This is a genomic window from Bacillus sp. JUb11 (assembly GCF_024807925.1).
GTDB lineage: Bacteria > Bacillota > Bacilli > Bacillales > Bacillaceae > Bacillus > Bacillus altitudinis.
In genome coordinates this window covers 62,073-85,874 of record NZ_JANUEZ010000004.1, presented here as the reverse complement: position 1 = coordinate 85,874, position 23,802 = coordinate 62,073, and the positions used below count along the sequence as shown (strand labels likewise).

Here is a 23,802-nt window from a genome sequence, read left to right as displayed (position 1 = left end):
GTCACAGCCTGTGTGCCAAATTTAGATCAACTTCAGGTTGCATCGATCAGTGAAAGCGTTTTATATTAAAGTGTGACAATAGACCTATTTAAGCAGAAGGAGGCATTTCATGTACATAACGGCACGAGAACAGAAAGTGATCAAATATATGATTCAGCAAAATCGTTATGTCACCATTCGTGAGATCGCCGATTCTGTTCAGGTAAGTACAAGAACGATTCATAGAGAACTTAAATCCATTAAACCTATTTTAAAGAATTACAACCTATCACTTGATAAACAGCCGGGGAAGGGCTTGAAGGCGGTCGGTGAACAGGAAGACAAACAGCGGCTTCTGTCTCATATTTCAAATGAAGACCAAATTGAATATAGTTCTGATGAACGGAAGCTCTTAATCCTGTGTGCCCTGCTTGAAGCAAAAGAACCGGTGAAATTATATACACTTGCAGCCGACTTGCAGGTCACAAATGCGACCATCAGCTACGACTTAGATGAACTGACGGACTGGATCGCTCCTTACGGTTTACTGCTTATCCGCAAGCGTGGGTACGGCATTGAATTAAAAGGACCGGAGGAAGCCAAACGAAAAATTGTCGGGAACCTGATCGTTGACCGTCTCGACATTCAATTATTCCTCGAAACGATTGAGATGAATATTAAACATCGAACGAAAGCGACTGAAAAAGTGTTTGGGGTAGTCAGTCGAGGACAGCTGCTCAAGGTAGAAAGGCTGCTCTTTCATTTGAAAAACAGACTTTCTCTCTCGTTGTCAGATAGTGCCTATATTGCACTTGTCGTTCACTTAACCTATGCCATTGAACGCATTCAAATCGGTGAAACCATTCGGATGGAAGAGGAAGAATTGCTTGAATTAAAGCGGACGAAGGAATTTGAATCTTCACTCAGAATCGCGCGAGCATTAGAACGCATGTTTAATGTAGAGATTCCTGAAGCTGAAGTTGGATACATGACCATCCATTTGCGCAGTGCAAATCGAAGCTTTACGGCAGAATACCGCATTGATGAGATTGAGTTAGATATCGCGCTGAGAACGAAGAAACTCATTGACTTTATTTCTCATAAAACAGGCTATCATTTAAATGAAAACGATTCATTGTATGAGGGACTCGTGTCTCATCTTGAACCAGCTATGAACCGATTAAAAGAAAAGATGCGGATTTATAATCCGCTCACACAACAAATAAAAAAAGACTACTTCTTGCTGTTCATGGCGATTGAAGAAGGTGTGGAGCGCTTCTTTCCTGAGATCGAATTTCCAGAGGATGAAATTGCCTTTATCGTGCTTCATTTTGGTTCGGTGCTTGAAATTAAAAAAGAAGAAACCAAGATTCATGCATTGGTCGTTTGCTCAAGCGGTATCGGTTCGTCAAAAATGCTCGCATCACGATTAAAAAAAGAATTGCCTGAAATCGCCAAATTTGATCTATCTTCCTTAATGGAGCTAAAGGAAATCGACGCTGCAAGCTATGACATGATTGTATCAACCGTGCCGATCCCCTATGAGCATATTGATTACATTATGGTCAGCCCGCTCTTAAACGAGGATGACGCAGTGCGGGTCAAGTCTCATATTAAACGAAAAATTCCTTATCTGATTGAGAAAAAAAGAGCGCAGGAATCTGCAAAAGAATCGGTGGAGGAAACGGTTGATATGATAGGAATGGCAGAGCAAATCACGAATTATATGTCAGTGATTCGCAGCATCTTGTCCCATTTTACAATCGAAAAAAAGAAGACGACAGAGCAGCATGAGTCAACAATGAGAGAGCTGATGCGTCAGGTTGAAAGTCAAGGCTATTTAGAACGTGCAGACGAAGTGACAGCCGGTTTGCTTGAGCGTGAGCAGCAAGGTGGTTTAGGCATTCCAGGAACCGAGTTTGCTCTTTTTCACTTAAAGCATGATCTCATTAAGAAACCGGTCTTTCATATCTATGATCTTGATGAGGCATACGAGATCAAAAGCATGGATGGCGGGCAGCAGCTTATGTCCAGAATGCTCCTCATGCTGGCGCCGCTAGAGCTTGGCAAAGAAGGGTCTGAAATGTTTAGCCTGATCAGTTCATCCATCATTGAAAGCGAAGAAAGCATGGCACTTTATGGACAAGGAACAAAGGAAGAGATTGAACAGAAATTACATCAACTTTTTTATCAATTTGTCAAAGAGTCAAAATGGTAAGAAAAAAGCCGAGAGCTTATTCGCTTCTCGGCTTTTTTGCTGTGACACAGACAGCGAGGGTGGGACGAATCTCCTCATATTCAACAGAAAACTGATCAAATCCAGCAAATTCTAAATCATTGAGGATGCTTTCGCTCATTTCTTTTGTTCGATTGGCGTCCGCTCCTTTTTCTCTTGGTTGCATCACAATGACGAGTGTTCCGCCCGGTTTCAAGGTGTGATAAAGGTTGAGTGCGCCAGCCTTTGGGTCATCCCAAATCGTATAATTGTTAACAGAAAGTACTTTGTCATACTGATCCGCCGGCAGGCGTGTTTTTTCAATTTTCCCGACATATAGCCGGACCTGCTTCTCTTTGGATCGTTTCTTTATACGCGAATGCGCCTGTTCCATCATAGTTGAAGAAGCATCTAGTCCATCAATGTGAAGATCGTCATAATGCTTGAGCATATGTTTGATGCTATAGCCGGGGCCATAGCCTATTTCCAATATGTTTTCACCATCTGATAAATCTAAATGCTGGATCGCCCATTGATTCAGTGCCTTATTTTCATTTGCCATAATAAAACCTGCGATGCTTCCGAGCCAGCCTTTTGGTCTGCTAAAGGTTTTAGAAATGGTTGACAGCATGTGAGAACGCTCCTTTTTTATGTTTATGTAACCGATTTTTCCCATCATGAAACCTGTCAGTTTTCAAAACGCATCGATGACGCATAGGGATGTTTGAGTGAAAAAATGAAGTGGTAATGAAAGGATACATCAACAAATCAAGGAGGAGCTTACACATGGATTTACGTGAATACTTAACAAATGGCATTCCGCGCCAAACGCAGGATCAGCAGCCAGGCAGTGAAAGAGAAATGAATCCTGCCCCGATCTATGAGGATGAATCGTATAAAGGGTCTGGTAAGCTAAAAGGTAAAGTAGCGCTGATTACAGGTGGAGACAGCGGAATTGGACGTGCTGTTTCTGTTGCGTATGCCAAAGAAGGAGCTCATGTCGCGATCGTATACTTAAATGAACATGAGGATGCAGAGGATACGCAAAAACGTGTAGAACAGGAAGGCGTCAAATGTTTAACGATTGCAGGGGATGTCGGGGACGAAGCCTTTTGTGAGAAAGCGGTAGAAAAGACAGTTGAAGCCTTTGGACAGCTGGACATCTTAGTCAATAATGCGGCCGAACAGCATCCGAAAGAACGTATTCAAGATATTTCTAGTGAACAGCTTCACCAAACCTTTAGAACCAATTTCTATTCTTATTTTTATTTTACGAAGAAGGCACTCGATTACTTAAAACCGGGAAGTTCCATTATTAATACAACATCTATTAACCCGTATCGAGGCAACAAGGTACTGATTGATTATACAGCGACAAAAGGGGCCATCAACGGCTTTACTCGTTCTATGGCACAGTCGCTTGTGAAAGATGGAATTCGGGTAAACGGTGTAGCACCCGGTCCAATATGGACGCCGCTCATTCCATCTACATTTGATGAAGACAGTGTCGAAAGCTTCGGGGCCGAGACACCAATGGGAAGACCAGGACAGCCTGTGGAGCATGTAGGCTGCTATGTACTGCTTGCTTCGGACGAATCGTCTTATATGACGGGACAGACACTTCACGTCAACGGCGGTTCCTTTATGAATACATGATCAATAGCACGCCGCCCAGATTTAATTGGGCGGTGTATTTAGTATTTCTTCCGATTCTTCTGTACAGATGAGACAGACCATATGATAATGCCCACAACAACCGCTGCAATAACAAGTGAACTCAAATGGAACATCGTTTCATGATGCATATTCAACTTCCCCTTTCAATGTGTCCGTTTTTTATAGCATCAGCTAGAAGATGTCTTTTTATGAAAAACACATTTCTTTGTTTAATGAATGGATTGTCGTGGAAACCTAAGAGTACGGATGACATTTTGAAGGAGTGAAGATACATGTCACAAGAAGAGTTAAAGAAAAAGGTAATGAACTTATTAGACGAACAAAAAGTGGGAACATTGGCGACTGTTGAACAAGATAAGCCGCATACCCGCTATATGACTTTTTTTCATGAAGGGCTGACATTATATACACCAACAAGCAAAGAAACACATAAAGCTGATGAGATTGAAAAAAATCCGAATGTTCATATTCTCATTGGTTATTCAGGTGAAGGATTTGGGGACACATATGCAGAAATCGCAGGTAAAGCCACATTAACGGATGATCCAGAACTGATCGACCGCCTTTGGTCTGATGAGATGGAGAAATGGTTTAAAGGAAAAGATGATCCAAACTTAGTGATCCTTAAGATTGACCCAACCTCCATTCGTTATATGAACGAAGGAAACCGGACACCAGCAGAATTATCACTTTAACACTTGCGTAAGTTGGGGGAATGTGTTATAGTTTTATATTAAGTGTTGAAATAGCAAATAAATAAAGAAAGTAAACTTTCTTTTTTCTATGACATAATGAGAAGCAATAGAGCTTCTACTTGATAAGAACGAGACGCTGTCAAAGCGAACAAACTTATTCTTTTCCTTCTGCAACCGCCCCCTATAAAAGCGGAAGAATGGAAAAAAGACGTTTTGATTTACAATTCACACTGGCACGGCTTCGGAGCCGTAAGGACGAATGAGAGGTAGGGCTTTCGTTGTCTTGTTATCCAGAACTTCCATGGCGTTTACTTTCAAACGTAGGTTCACTCGGAACACATATGACACACTGATATGATCGAATCTTAATTCATACACTCCGTGACGGAGATTAAACATTGATTATTTATTTGCATGAAAAGAGTAAGAAACGGGCTGCCATCTATTTGGCAGCCTTTTTACGTTTTAAACAATAAAATAGGAAAAAGGAAGATAAAAGCGGACACCATCCGCATGACATCCCCTTCAAAAAGATCCGCCGCCAACAATAGAACAACGAACACTCATCGACAGAAAGAGGAAATGCTTCATCATTACTCACTTCGCCCTTTCTTCTGATACTTCCAAATCCGGCCAATAAAAAAGAACATCACCGTAAACAAAATAGAGAAGATCAACATGTCCAGCAGTGTCACGCCTCTATCTGGATGCACAACCCCAAACCAAACCCATTGAAGAACAAAAGAGATAGCAAAATAAAAGATGGATTCTTTCATGAAATTCTCCTTTTTACTTGTTTTTTTGACTGTTTAGCCACACCATCCAGATGAAGAAGGAACAAATGGCGCATGCGAGCAAAGTAACAGGAGGCAAGGTGTACCAGCCAGTCAGCCCCTTTACAAAGCACATATAAAAAAAGAAAATGGTAATAGATACGAGCACCCCTTGCTTGAACCAACGGGGAACACGCAGCCAAGCCGCTAGAATGATCGATGATAGCTTATCCATTGAGATAACATCCTTTTTTTGAATCTGATTGGATTTTATCGTAAATAATCAAATATGTAAAATATGGATTTAGAAAGTTGGAATGGTATTCTGCTAGCATGAAACATTCTCGCTGCACTGACGTATAAGAAAAAGGAACTCCATGAAAGGAAGCGATCAAGTGAAAAGAATACCAGTAATTTTCCTCAGGTATATTGTCTTCTTTATTCCAGCAATCATTCTTAGTGTCTTGGTGTGGAACCATTACCAAGATGATTTGTCAGCAGGGAAAGCGACGCAATATGATGTCAAACAAATATTTACATTCGATGAAGGAAAACGAGTGGTGAGTGCTGTATCAAAAAACCAGCAGCTTCATTTTGCAATGTATGATCCTCAATCAGGAAAAAGAATCAGTGAATGGACCACGGAAAGCGATACGTTTAATGAAATGTTGCCATCCACTCAAGGTAACAACCTCTTACTTGCTTTAAAAAATAAAGAGGGACAGCTGTTGATCGAGAAACTAACGCCGAGCGGGGAAAAGAAAGAGCTCGTTAAGCAAAATCTACAGATACCCTCGTTTTTAAAAACGAATACATATCAATGGAATGGACGACTCTTGTTTACAGGAGAAAAGGAAGGCGCTGCTGCGGTCCTCGGTGAGCTAAAGAATGGTCAGTTTCATGTCCACAATCTCAACGAGCTGAAGCTGCCAGCAAGACCTGTTTCCATCGATGTCGTCATGAATTCTTTTAGAGGGCAGACCCCATTCCCTATGTTTGAATTGACTTTGAAAAATGACCAGAAGGCGTATGTCAGCGGAATCTCAAACGAGAAACATCAGCTTGGGGTCTATGTCTCCAAAAGTGCTGAACCGTTTAGCCTCATTGAAGATAAAGTCGTGCAACAGCTGCAAAAAACGATCGGATCATCACAAAACGTTGCTGTCGCTGTCGAATCCAACTATCCAAAAAGACCAAGGAAAGTGGATGCAGAGGGAAGGCTTGGGGAAGTCGTCCCAACACCAAAACCGATTTACCAAACCTTTATCTATCAGCTGAATGAAGAAGAAGTTCTTCTTTTAGGCTCTACAGCAAAGGATGAAGCAAAAGGCAAGCTGACTGGTTATATTTATAATCATCGCACGAATAAGGCGACGTCTGCCAGCAAGCTTATTCAGTCGTTGTCATATGAGTCTTTACAAAAAGAAGATCTCTCTTTTCATAAAAATGTGAAGAGCGATTGGCTCTATTATTCACTTGGCAACCAATTAACGGGGGCATTTGAGGCGAAAAGCAAACAGCTAAAGGAATTCCCTTTGCAAAAGGTCATCTCAATCGAAAATGCCAGTCCAGCCCACCAAACGTCTGTTGACACCTTTATACAATATGTCATGAAGGGCGGACCACTCATTCTCAACTGGGCGATATGGCTCTTTATCCCACTGCTGTTATTTGTGCTAGCGATCTTCCTACCGCCGATTTTGAGACTGGTGAGAAAGAACAAGATCAAGGACAGTGTCACATTAGAAGCCAATATTGTATCTGTCAAAGAAACGGGTACCTACATCAATGAACAGCCGCTGGTCAACATGCAGCTTCAATTTCAATATGATGGGGAAAATATCGAGAAGGCGGTTAAAACGGTTGTATCCTATACTCAGATACCGCAGCCGGGTCAGCGTATCGCCATTCTCTACAATCCGAAAAAGAAAAAAGCGATGCTCTTAAAAGAGGGTGACTTCTCGCAGCCGAGCGAGCCAAAGTTCATCAAAGGCGCTATTTTAAGAAACATAGAATCATATGGAACCGTAGGACGAGGCACCGTCTTATCGCTTACATTTGAAGCAGATCAGAAAAGGTATACCATTCCGATGATTCAAGCCGCTGGTTTTGAGTTTAGAAGAGGAGAAAAAGCCGATCTCGTTGACATCAGCGGTCAGTTGAAAATGGCAGCCTATGGGCATGAAGTGCGGAATCGTTCGGGGAAAGACGTGACATTAACAGGAACGATCCAACGGGTGAAGCAATATCCAGTCACAATTCATGATCAGAAGCCTATTACGCTGGATGTGACGGTTTCTAGCGGAGATCAATCCATCACAAAAACGGTCAGTCAATTCATCCCTGACCATATGGAGGTCGCGCCAGGAACTCAAATCACGATGCAGACAAAACAAGAAGAGCTGGATAAAGAAATCAGTCTTATGCAAGAGAAACAAGGAAGTGCAAAAGTGACTCATGTCACATTTTCTGGTGTCATCGGCAACCAGCCGTTAGCGATCATTCAGGTTGAGAGAGATGGCATCATGTATGAAGTGAAGCAGCCGATCGATCCAATCACTAGCGTCTTGCCTGGTGATGAATTATGGGTGGCGTATCACGACATGACGCGTCAAGCAGCCATTGTGAAATATGCATCGATTTAAAAAAGCGTTCCCCAGCGTGAAAAAAAGGGCTAAAACGAATTTCGTTTTAGCCCTTTTTGATTAAGCTTTTGTATCATATTGGCGGAGCACCTTATCGTAGGCGAAGTTACCGAAAGGAATGAAAGCCGCAAAAAAACCAGCGATGGACCATTTCAAGTGCCAGCGAACTTTAAATGTCACATATGCCAAAATGAGCATATAGATCACAAACAATGCGCCATGAAGAGAGCCCACAATGGTGACCGCCATCGGAATATCCGCAAAATATTTTAGAGGCATGGCAATTAAAAGAAGGGTTAAAAGAGACATACCCTCAATAAAACCCGCCTGTCTCAGACGGCTAATACTTGTATGCATATACAAATCCTCCTGTATAAAAGCTAGTTTCTCATCTTCTAATATAAACGAAAGATCGTCTGGACATGCTGAAATCTACGAAAAATTCAAAATATGTTCATGGAATGCTTAAAAAATGGGAAAAGTCCTTTACTCCTTGTTTGTTTCAGAGAGTACTTGCTTTAAGTGCATCACATCATGCAATAAATGCTCCGTCATTGCTTGAACGGCTTCTGTGGAGCGGCGCTTTTTTATTTTAGAATAGATGGCTGCATGCTCTCTTTGAATGATTTCAGCACGAGCCCCGCCGCTAAAATGAAAAATGCGGCAATAGTGAATGAGTGCATTTACGTGATTCAATTGTTTGGATAAGCGGTCATTGTGACTCGCCAAAATGATTTTTTGGTGAAAGGCTTCATGTAACTGGACGATCTCTTTAGAGGGCAGTTGCTGCTTGATCGCTTCGTCCGCCTGCGTGAGAACCTGCTCAATTTCATCCATTTCTCTTTGCACGGCTTCCTTACAGGCAAGCTCAACAGCAAGTGTTTCTAAAGCTACCCGAATTTGATAAAGCTCCTCGACATCTTTTTCTGTTAACGTATAGACGGAATAGCCTGATCGATGATCCGCGATTAAGAGCTCGTCTTTTTCTAACAGCCTCATCGCCTCTCTTACCGGTGATCGGCTTACGCCAAATTGTTTGGCAAGCTGTGTTTCATTGATGCGCTCTCCTGGCTGAAACTGGCCATCAAAAATCATTTGCTTCAGCTGTTCATAAAATTGCATGTGATACGGTGTTGGTCTTTCCATCTCGAATGAATTCATGCCATCATTCCCTCTTTTATACATCATCTTTTGTCTCATGTTATCCAAGTTTTTCCCTCTAGGCAAGCCTGCATCAAAAAGTCAATATCGTACAATCCAAGAGAAAAGGGGTGTGCTACACTTATGATCAGTTCAGCGAAAAGAGGGATCGACATGAACACACAAGAGGAACGAACTGTACATTTTGATCAAGACTTACAAATAGAGGCATATCGCTTTCATGGCATCATGCAAAAGTTCCCGAATCATTTTCATACATATTATGTGATTGGATTTATTGAAGACGGTCAAAGACGTTTGGTCTGCCAAAATCAAGAATACATCATTGAAAAAGGTGATATCCTTCTTTTTAATCCGTATGATAATCACGCATGTGAACAAATTGATCACAGGACACTCGATTATCGCTGCTTAAATATTGAAGCAGGTGTGCTAGAGAAGGTCTTTCAGCACAAACCGCATTTTAAAGCCCCTGTGTTTTCACAAAGTGAACTAACAAAGCCATTATATGATCTACATCAAATGATCACAGAAGAAGCTCCTGCTTTGAATAAACAGGAAACCTTCTATTTCTTTATGAAACAATTGATTGAAGCCTATGCTGATACCTCAGAGGAAAAAGCATCAGCCACACGTGCCAACGAACAAAAAGTCCGAGACGTACAGCAATATATCGAAACACACCTCACGGAAAATATATCGTTAGAAGACTTAGGCGAGCTTGTGTCCATGAACAAATATTCATTGCTGCGTGCTTTTACAAAGTTTAGAGGCATCACGCCGTATCGTTATTTACAGACAGTCAGAGTGAACTTTGCGAAGGAGCTTCTCGCCCAAGGAGTGAAGCCTGTAGATGCGGCTGCCTCCGCTGGATTTTCTGATCAAAGTCATTTGAGTCATTTCTTTTCAGAATTTATTGGGCTCACGCCAGGGCAGTATCAGCAAATTTTTGTAAAGCAGGTAACAGCTGATGAAAAATAAACAGCTGCTCGGTCATTTAGCGGCCATGTTCACCATTTTTTTATGGGGATCTACCTTTATCTCTACCAAAATATTATTAACGGCTTTTTCTCCAACAGAGATTTTATTTTTCCGTTTTTTTATAGGGTACTTGGCTCTGATGATCATCTATCCGTTTACGATGAAGGTGCAAAGTAAAAAGCATGAAGGGATGTTTGCGCTGGCAGGTTTATGCGGTGTGGTCTTATATTACTTTTTAGAAAATGTCGCACTTACTTATACGTTCGCTTCGAATGCAGGTGTCATCAGCTCCGTTGTCCCATTCTTCTCTTTTTTATTGGCTTATTTTTTATTAAAAGATGAGCCGCTGCACAGCCGGTTTTTCATAGGCTTTTTCATCGCGATGACGGGAATCGTGCTGATTAGCATGAATGGAATGACGACGTTTCAATTGAATCCACTCGGTGATGCCTTAGCATTAACAGCAACCATCGTCTGGGCATTCTATTCCATTTTATCGAAGATGATCAACCAATATGGCTACCATATCATTCAGGTAACAAGGCGTGTCTTCTTTTACGGACTGCTATGGATGATTCCACTGATCTGGCATTTTAAGGTTCGTTTAGACTGGGAGCGGTTGACCAATCCATCGTTTGCCTTCCACTTGCTGTTTTTAGGCGTCTTTGCATCTGCTATTTGTTTTCTGACATGGAGCTTTTCCGTGAAGACGATCGGTGTGGTGAAATCAAGTATGTATATTTATGGAGTGCCTATTATCACGATGATCATTTCAATGATCGTTCTTCACGAGAGCTTGACCTTCATGTCTGGGCTTGGAACAGCACTGACCTTAGGAGGTTTGCTGCTTTCAGATAAAAAAAGTGAGGGAAGAAAGAAACAGAAGCCCCATGTGCTGATGCAGGATAAAAAGGCGCTTTGATCAAAAAAAGCGTCTTTTGTCCATTGTAAGAACACGCACTCTTTAGTAAACTCAAATAAAACGGTCGACGGTCGACCGATAACAAAGGGGGAAAAATCAATGAAGCATGTTTCAATTGCAGCGATACCAGGTGACGGGGTTGGAAAGGAAGTTGTGCCTGAAGCTATTCGAGTTTTGAAAGCGGTATCAGATGTGCATGGCGGTCTGTCTTTCACCTTTCAGGACTTTCCGTGGAGCTGTGAGTATTATTTAGAGCATGGCGAAATGATGCCAAAGGATGGATTGGAACAACTAAAAGCCTTTGACAGCATTTTCTTAGGAGCAGTCGGAGATGCCAATTTAGTGCCGGATCATGTATCACTTTGGGGATTGCTCATTAAAATTAGACGTGAATTTGAGCAAGTGATCAACGTTAGACCTGCAAAACAGCTGAGCGGCATTCGCTCCCCGCTTGCTCACCCAAAGGATTTCGATCTTCTTGTTGTAAGAGAAAACGGTGAAGGTGAATATAGTGAAATTGGAGGCCGCATCTATCAAGGGGAAGATCAGCTTGCCATTCAAAATGCTGTTTTCTCAAGAAAAGGGACAGAACGAGCCATGCGTTTTGCCTTTCAATTAGCAGAAAAGAGACGAAAGCATGTGACAAGTGCAACCAAATCGAATGGAATCGTTCATACAATGCCATTTTGGGATGAAGTGTTTCAAGACGTAGCCAAGGATTATCCAAAGGTGACAGCAGACTCGCAGCACATTGATGCGCTTTCAGCCTTCTTTGTGACAAGACCTGAGAAATTCGATGTAATTGTTGCCAGTAATTTATTTGGCGATATTTTAACTGATCTTGGGGCAGCCATTATGGGAGGTATTGGCGTGGCGCCTGCTGCCAACATCAATGTAAATGGCAAATATCCATCAATGTTTGAGCCTGTACATGGGTCAGCCCCAGACATTGCAGGAAAAGGAATCGCCAACCCAATCGGTCAAATTTGGACCGCTAAACTCATGCTTGATCATTTCGGAGAGGAAGAACTCGGTACACACCTGCTCGAAATCATCGAGTCAGTCACAGCAGACGGCTTTTTAACGGCAGACATCGGCGGGGCTTATCGAACACAAGAAATCACAAACGAAATCATCAAGCGCTTGAAGAAATAATCCGTCATTAGAACCGCATCTCCACGTCTGCTATAATAAAAGGATGGATAGAAGAAAGAGATGTGAAATTTCGTGTCAAAAACAGTTGTATTAGCAGAGAAACCTTCGGTAGGACGTGACCTTGCACGTGTGCTGAAGTGTCATAAAAAAGGAAATGGTTTTTTAGAAGGAGATCAATACATTGTCACGTGGGCGCTTGGCCATTTGGTCACACTGGCTGATCCAGAAGGCTACGGGAAAGAATTTCAATCCTGGCGCCTAGAGGATTTACCAATTATTCCAGAACCACTCAAGCTTGTCGTGATGAAAAAGACAGGGAAGCAGTTCCAAGCGGTTAAAGCGCAGCTGGCGAGAAAAGATGTAAAAGACATTGTCATCGCAACAGATGCTGGACGTGAAGGGGAGCTTGTGGCAAGGTGGATTCTTGAAAAAGCACATGTGAAAAAGCCTCTAAAACGTCTATGGATTTCGTCTGTTACAGACAAAGCCATTCAAGAAGGGTTCAAACGATTAAAAGACGGTAGAGAGTATGACAACTTGTACCGCTCTGCGGTGGCGCGTGCAGAGGCAGACTGGATTGTAGGGATCAACGCAACAAGAGCGCTGACAACGAAGTTCAATGCGCAGTTATCCTGTGGACGTGTGCAAACGCCAACGATTGCTATGATCGCCAAGCGAGAGGAAGACATTCAGCAATTCCAGCCGAAGCCGTTCTTTGGGCTGACTGCACAAGTTGACGGACTGACGCTGACTTGGCAGGATGCAAAGACAAAACAAAACCGTACATTCCAAGAGGATGTAGTGAAGGAGCGCTTGGCAGCCTGTAAAGGAAAATCTGCAGTGATTGATGCACTGAAAAAAACAGCGAAAAAATCCTTTGCTCCAGGGTTGTATGACCTGACAGAATTGCAGCGTGATGCCCATAAACGCTACGGTTTTTCAGCAAAAGAAACACTGTCTACACTTCAGCGTCTGTATGAGCAGCATAAGCTCGTCACGTACCCGCGTACGGATTCACGTTTCATTTCGGCAGATATCGTGCCTACATTAAAAGATCGACTCAAAGGAATGAACGTTAGACCTTACGCGCAGCATGTGAATCGCATTCTACAATCAGGCATTAAAGCGCATAAAGGTTTTGTCAACGACGCCAAAGTGTCAGATCACCATGCGATCATTCCAACCGAGGAAGAGCTGTATCCAGGTGCATTAAGCGATAAAGAGCGTAAATTATATGACCTGATTGCCAAGCGATTCCTCGCTGTACTGATGACCCCTTTTGAATATGAGGAAACAACAGTGATCGCCAAGATCGGCAGTGAGACATTCACAGCGAAAGGAAAAATTGTGCAATCAGCCGGCTGGAAAGCCGTGTACGATGATTCCTATGAAGACGAGGAATCAGCCGAAGCAGATCAGCACTTGCCGGCATTAACAGAGGGGCAGTCACTTGATGTACGCCAATTAAAAGAGACAAAAGGCGAAACGAAACCTCCTGCTCGTTTTAACGAAGCGACCCTTTTATCTGCCATGGAGAACCCGTCTGCATTTATGGAGAACAAGGAAAAAGACTTAGTGAAAACCCTTGGCGAAACGGGTGGATTGGGGACAGTGGCAACTAGAGCTGATATCATTGAGAAACTGTTTAACAGCTTCTTAATTGAGAAAAAAGGCAAAGACATCTTCATCACATCGAAAGGGAAGCAGCTTCTTTCTTTAGTACCTGAAGATTTAAAGTCACCTGCTTTAACAGCGGAATGGGAACAAAAGCTTTCTAAAATTGCGAAAGGCCAATTGAAAGCTTCTCAATTCATGAGTGAAATGAAGTCATATGCAAAACAAGCCGTATCTGAAATCAAACAAACGAACCAAACCTTTAAGCATGACAACATGACAGGCACACATTGCCCTGACTGCGGAAAACTCATGTTAAAAGTGAACGGGAAAAACGGCACCATGCTTGTTTGTCAGGATAGAGAATGTGGACATCGAAAAAATGTGGCAAAGAAAACAAATGCACGCTGCCCGAACTGTCATAAAAAGCTTGAGCTACGAGGAGAAGGTGATGGCAAAATATTTGCCTGTGTTTGTGGTCATAGAGAGAAACTGTCTGTTTTCGAAAAACGCAAATCACAATCCAATCAAAAACGAGCCAGTAAGCACGATGTGTCCAAATATATGAAGAAACAAAAGAAAGTGGAAGAACCAATCAATAACGCACTTGCAGAACAATTGAAGAAACTAAAATTAGATAAATAGTTGTGTAAAAACCCATGTGAATTCGCATGGGTTTTTTGTTTGTTAGAGTATTTTGACATGTTGTTTTTCTGTAAATGGGAATATGTAAGCGAAAAGACTCGTAATTTGGTATAAAATATTTATTTTCATTTAAACAGAAACGCTCTATAATAAATCGTTAGATGCTTAGAGAGAACAAGGATTGAAAGGGGACACGAATGGATACACCCATATATCGTACAGCTATCGCTATACTCATTGTCATTCTACTAGGCGGATGTACCTGGAAACAGCAGCAACATTCAGCTCAACCAGAACCTGCAAAGCCAGTATTGTCAGGAGAGTACTTTATGACTCACCACTTAATGACAGATCAAGGCATGATCCGGACCTCGCTTGCGGAGCAGCCTACTTACTTATCAGAATCGCTCGGACTTTGGATGGATTATCTTGTTAGAAAAAAAGATCAAACATCTTTTGATCAACAGGTAGACGTCCTGCGCACTCAATTTTTACTGGAACATAATCTTCTTAGCTGGCAAATCGAATCTCATCAAAAAAGCAAAGTCAATGCTTTAGTTGATGACTTACGTGTAGTAACAGCACTTCAAAAAGCAGATCAATTGTGGCAGAAGTCAGTGTATCAAACCACAGCCAAAAAAATCGCAAAAGCGTTAAAAGACAAAAACATGTTCAAGGGTATGTTGACCGACTATTATGATGCATCGACAAAGCAAACTTCACATACAATCACACTTTCATATCTTGACCCAAAAGCAATCAAAGAACTAGTATCCCTCCACCTATTCACAGAACAAATGATGAACAACCAATTGGCCATTCTAAAAAATGCACCGAGACAAAAAGGATTTTTTCCAAAATCCTATGACATAGCGAAGAAAGTCTACTCATTTGATCAGGAAATCAACTTGATCGACCAGCTTTATACGGCTCTTTATGCCGAACGTGCACAGGTTGATACAACAGTCATCATGAAATGGCTGAAAACCAACTTCCAAAAGGAAGGAAAACTGTATGGACGATATAAACTGAGCACATTAAAGCCAGCAGTGACGTATGAATCACCTTCGGTCTATGCACTGGTGATCTTATATGCACTCAAACAAGGAGAAGATGATTTTGCAAAAGACGTCTATCACCGAATGAAAGAGCTGCAAATCCAAGATCCTCTCAAGCCTTATTACGGAGGCTACATGAACGAAAAAGATACACACTCATTTGATAATTTATTGCCTCTAATTGCAGAAAGGGAGCTTCTAAATGAAAAGGTTATTCAGTAACACCTATCGCACGTATTATACGGTGCTCCTCATGTTTGCGGGACTCATTTTATTTATGGGCTACTTGAATGGACGTGATGCGGAGAGTGTCATGATCATCACACTCACATTTGTCGTGATAGGATGCGGCATTTTATTTGGTATTTTGCCAGCATTGGTTTTTACTTTGTTGATTTTGTTCTTTATAGGAAGCGGGATGTTCTTTACAGAGCTTGGTCACACAAATTCCCTCTTTTCTCATCAAACGTTGCAAGATGTCGTGATATGGGGCGTGGCGCTTCTCTTTTTTGCTATTTCTGCTGGAAACGTGCATGAGCGAATAAAAACGATGCGTTACACCATTGAACAACAAAAGAGGGCCATCAAACAATTTGTAGCGATTGACTCAACCACAGGCTTTGACAATGCAGAGCGGATGAGGCTCGAATTGTCTGAGGAAATGAAACGAGCAGAACGATACAAACAGCCATTCGTCTTTATCCTTCTTCATATGCACTACTCAGCTGAATTCAAAACATTATATGGAGAAAAAGAAATGCAGCATCTTTTCCAGCAACTCAGTATGAAGATACGCGAAAGTGTGAGAGAAACCGATAAGAAATTTCGATTATCCGAAGAACGAATCGGGCTGCTGCTCACTCACACACCTGCAGAAAACGTCTCGATCGTTCTTGAAAAGCTAAAGGATAAACTGCAAACGCATGTCCTGCTAAATGGTCGTGAAGTGACCTTAACCTTTCATGTTTGTCATTTAACAAGCAGCTCGGATTATCGGACACCAGAGCAATTTTTAGAAGAACTAGAAAACGAGATGATGATGAATGAACTTTAATGTTTTGACGAAATGTTGTTTGTTAATCGTTCTTTTCTCTATGCTTTCGATCAAAGACAGTACATCAGCCGGTGCACTTGAGAAAGAGTCAAGGACCCTCATCGTCTATTCCACACAATCAGGTGAGACAACGCCATCTGTTCATATGCTTGATGTACTTGTGGGGCATTTTTCCACACGAACGACCATTTTATCTGATGAACAAATCACTGAAAAGAACCTCAATGACTCTCAGCTAGTTATCTATATAGGTGAAGAAAAGAGAACGTTGAAAGCACAAACAATTCGTCTTATAAACGAATCAAAACGCTTAATCGCAATAGGATACAATGCGGAACAGCTTCGTCCATTCTCCAAGCTTACTTTTCACAAACAAGATCACATCAGTCAAATCAAAGATACTGATGATCAAGAATACCGTCAGTTAGAGAGAGGAATCACAGCTCAGACGGTTCAAGGGACAGATCTGCAACGTAAATTCTTATTGAAGAAAAATCAAGCTGAACAGCCATTTGTGATTCAAACAAAAGAAGGTGCGGCATATGTCGGAATGCTAAATATCCTTCAGCACGACAAGCTGCTTGCAGAGGTGCTGGAAAGTCTCCTGCCGGCTTCTAATCAAACGACGACAAAGTACTTACAGATTGGGAAGATTAACCCCGTCACGGAGGAGAAGAAGTTACTTGAACTTGGACGATACGTAACAGCTCGCCATATCCCTTTTCTGCTGGCGGTGACCCCTATATGGATTGATCCAGCAACAGGGGATGAAGTGACGCTCAGTGACCGGCCTAAACTTGTCCACGTGTTAACACAATTGCAAAGCAATGGAGCAAGTGTCGTTCTTCACGGGTTTAGCCGTACGTATCGAACGGAGGAGTCGGGTAAAGGCTTTGAATTCTGGGATGTCAAGTACGATCAGCCCGTTACGTCAAATGAACCAGAGAAAGCTAATCAACAGCTGAACAAAAGCTTTTTTCCAAATGAAAAAGATTTTAATGCGTATAACACATCCAATCAACATCAAGAAGCCATCTATACAGAAGAAAAGCTGACAAAAGGCATTGAACTGCTTGCGCAGCAGGGATTATATCCTCTTGCATTTGAAGTGCCAAATGACGCCATTTCCCTGCAAGGCTATGAAGTGATTTCCCGCCATGTGTCCAGTCTATTTGGACAGGTGCAGCTCTCAGACCGTACATGGAAAACAAGAAGTGCATCACCATTTTTGTCGACACCCGCCATGCTTCATGGCATGACTTTATATCCTGAACAGTCTATAGATACAGCGTCTGACCAAGAAGGTGCAAACATACTGACTGAGCAAACAATTCAATCCTTGCAGCATATCCAATCCGCCGCCATTGAGCTGTCCTATGATGTGGAAGCGGGGATAGATGGGCTGCAAGATGTAATCACACAAATGGATGCGATCCCTTCTAGTGAATGGCTAGATTTAAAGAAAACAAAACAGACTGTTCAAACTCAGAATGTCCAGATCAAAACAACAGGAAATGGACAGATTCAAATAGAGCAATCCAATATAGCTGAACCAAAAACAAACAAACGAAGCGGGATGGAAAATATGCTTCGAATACTCACAATGGTGGTGCTGCTCTTTATTGTGGCATTTGCTTTTTACACATTGTATTTAAGGCTGACGATGAAAAAACGGATCTTTAAGGAGAGAAAATCAGGTGGCTGATATCTTATTTTACCTATCATTAATACTGATTTGGATCATGCTCCTATATCATATGTTTCTGATGCAGGGAGGCTTTCAGCACTATTTAACTTACGAAAAAGTGCTGCCTAAATGGACAAAACAAGGGAAAGATCTGCCGACCGTCAGCATTCTCATTCCAGCACATAATGAAGAAGTGGTCATTCGGCAGACGCTAAAAGCCATGGTCCAGTTATCCTATCCCAAACACCTTCTTGAAATCATTGTGATTAATGACAATTCCTCTGATCGTACAGGGGAGATTGTGCAATCATTTAGTGAGCAATACGATCATGTCCATATGATTGAAACAAAGCCGCCATTTGCAGGGAAGGGGAAATCTACTGCACTGAATGAAGGCTTAAAGGCTTCGACAGGAGACGTTATTTGTGTATACGATGCAGATAATATGCCTGAAAAGAAAGCCGTCTACCATTTGGTTCTTGGATTATTGAATGATCCTAAAGCAGGTGCTGTTGTCGGGAAATTCAGGGTCATCAATGCAGCCAAAAACCTCCTGACAAAATTCATTAACATAGAAACGATCTGCTTCCAGTGGATGGCGCAAGGCGGGAGATGGAAATGGTTTGGAATTGCGACAATACCAGGCACCAACTTTGCGATCCGTCGGCACATTTTAGAAGAGCTTGGCGGCTGGGATGTCCATGCACTAGCTGAAGACACTGAATTAACGATTCGTGTGTATAACCTGGGCTATGTGATTCGGTTCTTTCCTGCTGCGATTACATGGGAACAAGAGCCTGAAACATGGAAAGTCTGGTGGCGGCAACGAACACGCTGGGCTAGAGGCAACCAATATGTTGTGCTCAAATTTTTAAGGCAGTTTATGAAATTAAAACGAAAACGAATGATTTTCGATTTATTTTATTTTTTCTTTACGTATTTCTTATTTTTCTTTGGTGTACTGCTCTCCAATGGCATTTTTATCGTAAACTTATTCGTTGATCTTCACTTATCTGTGGGAGCTGTGGCACTCATCCTATGGGGGTTAGCCTTCTTCCTCTTTTTAACAGAAGTAATGATTACGTTAAGCATAGAGAAAACAGAGCTGACCAAACAAAACATTCTCATTGTCGTTCTCATGTACTTTACCTATTCCCAAGTATGGATTGCGCTTGTTGTGTACTCCTTATGTGTAGAGGTGAAAAGCCGATTATTGAAACAAGAAGTGAAATGGTACAAAACCGAGCGTTACAATCAACAACAAAAGAAAAGCGGGTGACATATTGAAATCGTTAAAATGGTTGATTTATATATTAGGATTATCCTTAGCGATCCAGCCTTTTTTCATGGCAGGTCAAGCAATGGCGCAATCCAACCGAGTTCAAGTCAAAGATGAGTGGATTCATTTTTCAAAAGAAAGCAAAACAAAAACGCAGCATCTATCAGAAGACGTAGTGACCTTATATGGACAAGAAGACCGCACTGAATTTACCTATCAAGTGGATCAGGAAAAAACAGAGTCAAGCACATTGACGTTCAATATAGAGGCTTCACCATTATTGATTTCACCTTCCTCATTCACTGTTATGATTGATGGAGAGATCGAAAAGACCATCCCTGTATCAGGGGAAAACCAGAAGAAGTCGATTCAAATCAAGTTGAACAAAGCACAATTGAAAAAAGGTACTCACCGCATTCAGGTCACATTTTATGGTGTTTTAAAAGAAGGCGTGTGTATCAACCAAGAGACACCTGCTAATTGGCTAAAAGTGTATCCTGAAAGTGAACTTACATTCAAAGGAATCCAGACAAAAGATTTCACATTAGATAGCTTTCCATCACCTTTTATTCAAACAGGTGATCAGAAAGAACAGACAGACATTGTAATTCCTAATTCACCGGATGCAGCTGAATTAGAAGCAGCCATCAAAGTATACCGTACGTTGAAAAACAAAGATCGCCAAAAAGAGATCAAACTTATCCAAGAAAAGGACATCAAGCAAGTGGCTCACCCAACGATTGCTGTGGGAGCTAAAGGAAGCTGGGATGGACGGATGAAAACGATTGAACAAGCTGCAGGAATTAAAACGAAAAGCAATCATCTTACGTTAGCGATGAGAACTTTGACAGCAAAGAAAACAGAACAGCCCATTCTATTTGTGACAGCGGAAAAGCCTGTGACAATCGCTGAAAAAATCAATGTTCTAACTCAGTCAGAATTAACGGATCAACTGACTGGAACAGACCTAGTGCTTCAAAAGGCTGCAGCTCAAACGTCTAAACCATCTCACAAGATTCATTTGAAAGATTTTGGCGGAGATGATGTCACGGTTGGGACCAACAAGACGGCATCCGACCACTACTATTATCCGAAAGCGCTACTGGCTAACCAAAAATCAGGTGCAAAGCTCAATCTTTCATTCAAAAAATCTGAGACAGCGGCAAGCAAAACAGAACGGTTAACTGTTATGATCAATGACGAACCGCACGACGTACCATTAACAAAACTAGGCAGCAAAGATGCGAATGGATTCTATCATGTCTCGATTCCAGTAGATTCAAAGATACTTCAAAAAAATGAATATATTGATTTGCAATTTGTCACAAGTGGTTTTAAAAACATGGAATCTTGCAGACATACGGATGAAGAAGGCTGGATATTCATTGACAAAGACAGCTCTCTTCAAATACCAGAAGGAACAACGAGTGAAAAGCCAGATTTAGCCGCATGGCCGCTCCCGTTCACTTCGAAAAATACATTGATCATCATACCAGATCAAATCAAACGTGAAACAATCAATCAAATGGCCATGCTGACGGAATCTTTTAGTCAGCCAGAAGTAGCTCAATATCATTTAATGAAAGCTTCTCAAGTGACAAATGAACAATTGAAAAATCACCCTCTCATTTTCATCGGAGGCATTCAAACATTCTCTCTTCTGAAAGAAAAAGCAGCCGATCTCGTTGTTCCGGTGAAAAAGGATCAGTATGATGTATCTTCTTTCGGCATGATCAACGAAACAACGGCTCGAATTGTATGGACGCAGCCATCTGTTTGGAATAAAGAACAGACAATGACAGTCTTTTCAGGAATGACTGCAGCTGAAGCTAACGTGTCAAATGAAGTAATGCAATTTCTTCAAACAAATACAGAAAAAGCAACAGTTGCAATAGAGAGTAAAAACAAAGGCGTGTTTACTAATCATCAATCCGTCAGTAGCACATCGAGCAGTCTGAAAACAAGTGAAAAACAAAGCAGTAGCGAGTCTTGGATTTACTTTGTGTGTATCGCTGCACTCATCCTTTTTGTGCTTTTAATGATTGTCTATTTCGTACGAAAAAACCGTAAAAAGACTGAGTTCTAAACGATCAAAAGACCTTGAAAAAATCTCTTTACTTTGGTGTCAAACGGGAGTATGATCTCTTTTATAAAAGACCAATCGCTGAATCATTTCGATGAGCGGGGGAACCAATTGTGGTGGTATAAAACACCACGTGGGGTGAATCCTTTTAAGGTAGGGCAAAATCTCATGCGCCCGAATCCGTCAGCTAACCTCGTAAGCGTTAAAGAGAGCAAAGACCAACCTGTGATCTAAACAATAGGCACAGGGGCATTCTATTGCCTCTGTGTCTTTTTGGCGATCCAAATTTTGTAACTCAAATCGTTTGACACTAAAGGAGCGGGCATCACATGTACAGTTTGATGAAGCGTATTTTAATTGGTAAACCATTAAAATCACAGGCAGCAGGAGAACAAAAACTATCAAAAATCAAAGCTTTGGCATTATTGTCATCAGACGCATTGTCGTCAGTCGCATACGGTACAGAACAAATCTTAATTGTTCTATCAGTTGTTAGTGCGGCAGCGTTTTGGTACTCACTCCCGATTGCAGGTTGTGTATTAATTCTTTTAATGGCGTTAATTCTATCTTACCGCCAGATTATTTATGCTTATCCAGAAGGCGGCGGGGCGTATGTCGTCTCCAGCAGAAACTTAGGTGAAAAACCAGGGCTGGTTGCTGGTGGATCATTACTCGTCGATTACATTTTAACCGTAGCAGTGAGCATTTCTGCTGGGACCGATGCGATCACATCGGCTTTTCCAGCTCTATATCCATATCATGTCATGATCTCAATCGTATTAGTCCTAGTAATTATGGTGTTAAACCTTCGTGGACTGACAGAGTCGGCATCTATTTTGGCTTATCCTGTGTACCTATTTGTCTTTTCATTGCTCATTTTAATTGGGGTGGGCGGTTTTAAACTATTAACTGGGCAAGTGCCGCCAGCACCTGAACATACAGCATTTGGCACACATGTATCAGGCATCACGTTATTTCTTTTATTAAAGGCATTTTCGTCTGGCTGTTCTGCTTTAACTGGTGTTGAAGCGATTTCTAATACAATTCCATCCTTTAAAAAACCAGCTGCACAAAATGCAGCGAGAACTTTATTGATGATGGGGGGATTACTGGCCGTTCTATTTGTAGGAGTGACATTGCTTGCGTTTGGTTTTGGCATCTCGCCAAAGCCAGAAGAAACGGTTGTGTCACAGATTGCATCAGACACATTTGGACGGACATTTTTCTACTATGTCATTCAAGCTGTCACAGCTTTAATTTTAATATTAGCGGCAAACACAGGTTTTTCAGCTTTTCCATTATTGGCTGTCAACTTAGCAAAGGATAAATATATGCCGCGCATGTTTACAGTGAGAGGAGATCGGCTCGGTTATTCTAATGGTATTATCTTTTTAGGTGTAGCTTCTATGCTGCTCATTTGGCTATTTGATGGGAAAACGGAACACCTCATTCCACTTTATGCTGTCGGTGTGTTTATTCCATTTACCTTGTCTCAGACAGGTATGTGTGTAAAGTGGATTCGTGAAAAACCACAGGGATGGAAAGTGAAAATGCCTATCAATATCGTGGGAGCACTTATTTCATTTACGGTTTTCATGATTCTCATTTTGACCAAGTTCCATCTTGTATGGCCGGTATTTGTTTTCATACCAATTGTTCTATTTATTTTTCATTCTATTAAGAAACATTATCTGTCTGTTGGAGAACAATTACGTTTATTGAATGAAACCGAGCCTGTCGAAATCAAAGGAAATGTGGTCATCGTCCCAATAGCAGGTGTCACACGTGTCGTCGAACAATCTGTGCAATATGCAAAATCCTTATCAGACCAGGTCATAGCGGTTCATGTATCGTTTGATAAAGAGAAAGACAAGAAAATTGAAGCTGATTGGGAAAAGCTGAATAGTGATGTGCGTCTTGTGATTTTACATTCGTCTTATCGAAGTCTCATTCACCCGCTTGATAAATTTCTTGAAACGATTGAAGCGAAAGCAAATGCACATCAATATAGAGTGATGGTGCTCGTCCCTCAATTTATTCCGAAAAAAAGATGGCACACCATTTTGCATAATCAATCTGCTTTCTTATTAAGATTCCGTTTATTATGGAAACGGGATATTGTTGTCGCCACTCTTCCATATCACTTTAAAAAGTAACAAGAGCAAGTTGAAACGTTTGA

19 protein-coding genes and 1 riboswitch are annotated in these 23,802 nt (G+C 41.6%); of the genes, 14 read left to right on the top strand and 5 right to left on the bottom strand.

What is annotated here, in order from left to right:
- Nucleotides 1-109: 109 nt before the first annotated feature.
- Nucleotides 110-2,197: a BglG family transcription antiterminator gene (locus tag M2369_RS08865; RefSeq protein WP_100325534.1), complete on the top strand. Its 2,088-nt coding sequence runs from the start codon at nt 110-112 to the stop codon at nt 2,195-2,197.
- A 16-nt stretch (nt 2,198-2,213) separates the two neighbouring features.
- On the opposite strand, the gene M2369_RS08860 is transcribed toward M2369_RS08865, so the two are convergent.
- On the bottom strand, nt 2,214-2,825 hold the full coding sequence (locus M2369_RS08860) for a class I SAM-dependent methyltransferase (RefSeq protein WP_259254005.1): 612 nt from the start codon (nt 2,823-2,825) through the stop codon (nt 2,214-2,216).
- Between the two features lie 155 nt (nt 2,826-2,980).
- Between M2369_RS08860 and M2369_RS08855 the strand changes: the two genes are divergently transcribed.
- Nucleotides 2,981-3,850 carry an SDR family oxidoreductase gene (locus M2369_RS08855; RefSeq protein ID WP_024720227.1) on the top strand — a complete coding sequence of 290 codons (870 nt, stop codon included), beginning with the start codon at nt 2,981-2,983 and terminating at the stop codon, nt 3,848-3,850.
- Nucleotides 3,851-4,143: 293 nt separating this feature from the next.
- Nucleotides 4,144-4,566 carry a pyridoxamine 5'-phosphate oxidase family protein gene (locus M2369_RS08850; protein WP_216896158.1) on the top strand — a complete coding sequence of 141 codons (423 nt, stop codon included), beginning with the start codon at nt 4,144-4,146 and terminating at the stop codon, nt 4,564-4,566.
- Between the two features lie 593 nt (nt 4,567-5,159).
- Here M2369_RS08850 and M2369_RS08845 read toward each other — a convergent pair.
- Both M2369_RS08845 and M2369_RS08840 read right to left on the bottom strand, forming a co-directional pair.
- Entirely contained in the window at nt 5,160-5,342 is a 183-nt protein-coding gene (locus M2369_RS08845; RefSeq protein WP_259254004.1) for a hypothetical protein, read from the bottom strand.
- Nucleotides 5,343-5,355: 13 nt separating this feature from the next.
- Nucleotides 5,356-5,574 (bottom strand): hypothetical protein, encoded by a 219-nt coding sequence (locus M2369_RS08840; protein WP_048002380.1) that lies wholly within the window; start codon nt 5,572-5,574, stop codon nt 5,356-5,358.
- A gap of 160 nt (nt 5,575-5,734) precedes the next feature.
- Between M2369_RS08840 and M2369_RS08835 the strand changes: the two genes are divergently transcribed.
- On the top strand, nt 5,735-7,984 hold the full coding sequence (locus M2369_RS08835; RefSeq protein WP_259254001.1) for a hypothetical protein: 2,250 nt from the start codon (nt 5,735-5,737) through the stop codon (nt 7,982-7,984).
- A 60-nt stretch (nt 7,985-8,044) separates the two neighbouring features.
- Here M2369_RS08835 and M2369_RS08830 read toward each other — a convergent pair whose 3' ends face one another.
- Together M2369_RS08830 and M2369_RS08825 are read right to left on the bottom strand one after the other, a co-directional pair.
- Nucleotides 8,045-8,341 (bottom strand): DUF3817 domain-containing protein, encoded by a 297-nt coding sequence (locus M2369_RS08830; protein ID WP_008347156.1) that lies wholly within the window; start codon nt 8,339-8,341, stop codon nt 8,045-8,047.
- 129 nt (nt 8,342-8,470) lie between these two features.
- The gene (locus M2369_RS08825) at nt 8,471-9,145 is read right to left on the bottom strand and encodes a GntR family transcriptional regulator (protein ID WP_217967533.1); all 675 of its coding nucleotides are present in this window, start codon (nt 9,143-9,145) and stop codon (nt 8,471-8,473) included.
- A gap of 153 nt (nt 9,146-9,298) precedes the next feature.
- Between M2369_RS08825 and M2369_RS08820 the strand changes: the two genes are divergently transcribed.
- From M2369_RS08820 to M2369_RS08775, 10 genes are all read left to right on the top strand, one after another.
- The gene (locus tag M2369_RS08820) at nt 9,299-10,126 is read left to right on the top strand and encodes an AraC family ligand binding domain-containing protein (RefSeq protein WP_173407771.1); all 828 of its coding nucleotides are present in this window, start codon (nt 9,299-9,301) and stop codon (nt 10,124-10,126) included.
- Nucleotides 10,116-11,048, top strand: a complete 933-nt coding sequence (locus M2369_RS08815; RefSeq protein ID WP_061417982.1) for a DMT family transporter — start codon at nt 10,116-10,118, stop codon at nt 11,046-11,048. The genes M2369_RS08820 and M2369_RS08815 overlap by 11 nt, the downstream gene beginning before the upstream one ends.
- 99 nt (nt 11,049-11,147) lie before the next feature.
- Entirely contained in the window at nt 11,148-12,203 is a 1,056-nt protein-coding gene (locus M2369_RS08810) for a tartrate dehydrogenase (protein ID WP_045035033.1), read from the top strand.
- A 72-nt stretch (nt 12,204-12,275) separates the two neighbouring features.
- Nucleotides 12,276-14,462: a DNA topoisomerase III gene (locus tag M2369_RS08805; protein WP_259253999.1), complete on the top strand. Its 2,187-nt coding sequence runs from the start codon at nt 12,276-12,278 to the stop codon at nt 14,460-14,462.
- A 197-nt stretch (nt 14,463-14,659) separates the two neighbouring features.
- Nucleotides 14,660-15,742 carry a glycosyl hydrolase family 8 gene (locus M2369_RS08800; RefSeq protein ID WP_178929491.1) on the top strand — a complete coding sequence of 361 codons (1,083 nt, stop codon included), beginning with the start codon at nt 14,660-14,662 and terminating at the stop codon, nt 15,740-15,742.
- Complete coding sequence (locus M2369_RS08795; protein ID WP_144679562.1) at nt 15,723-16,574, top strand: GGDEF domain-containing protein; 852 nt, start codon at nt 15,723-15,725, stop codon at nt 16,572-16,574. The genes M2369_RS08800 and M2369_RS08795 overlap by 20 nt, the downstream gene beginning before the upstream one ends.
- Nucleotides 16,564-18,279, top strand: a complete 1,716-nt coding sequence (locus tag M2369_RS08790) for a DUF2334 domain-containing protein (RefSeq protein WP_041508290.1) — start codon at nt 16,564-16,566, stop codon at nt 18,277-18,279. The genes M2369_RS08795 and M2369_RS08790 overlap by 11 nt, the downstream gene beginning before the upstream one ends.
- Before the next feature lie 37 nt (nt 18,280-18,316).
- Nucleotides 18,317-19,540, top strand: a complete 1,224-nt coding sequence (locus tag M2369_RS08785; protein ID WP_202394383.1) for a glycosyltransferase family 2 protein — start codon at nt 18,317-18,319, stop codon at nt 19,538-19,540.
- 4 nt (nt 19,541-19,544) lie between these two features.
- Nucleotides 19,545-21,626: a cellulose biosynthesis cyclic di-GMP-binding regulatory protein BcsB gene (locus M2369_RS08780; protein WP_041508291.1), complete on the top strand. Its 2,082-nt coding sequence runs from the start codon at nt 19,545-19,547 to the stop codon at nt 21,624-21,626.
- A gap of 66 nt (nt 21,627-21,692) precedes the next feature.
- Nucleotides 21,693-21,840: riboswitch (cyclic di-AMP (ydaO/yuaA leader) on the top strand.
- 112 nt (nt 21,841-21,952) lie between these two features.
- Nucleotides 21,953-23,779, top strand: a complete 1,827-nt coding sequence (locus tag M2369_RS08775) for an APC family permease (protein WP_041508292.1) — start codon at nt 21,953-21,955, stop codon at nt 23,777-23,779.
- The last annotated feature ends 23 nt before the right edge of the window (nt 23,780-23,802 follow it).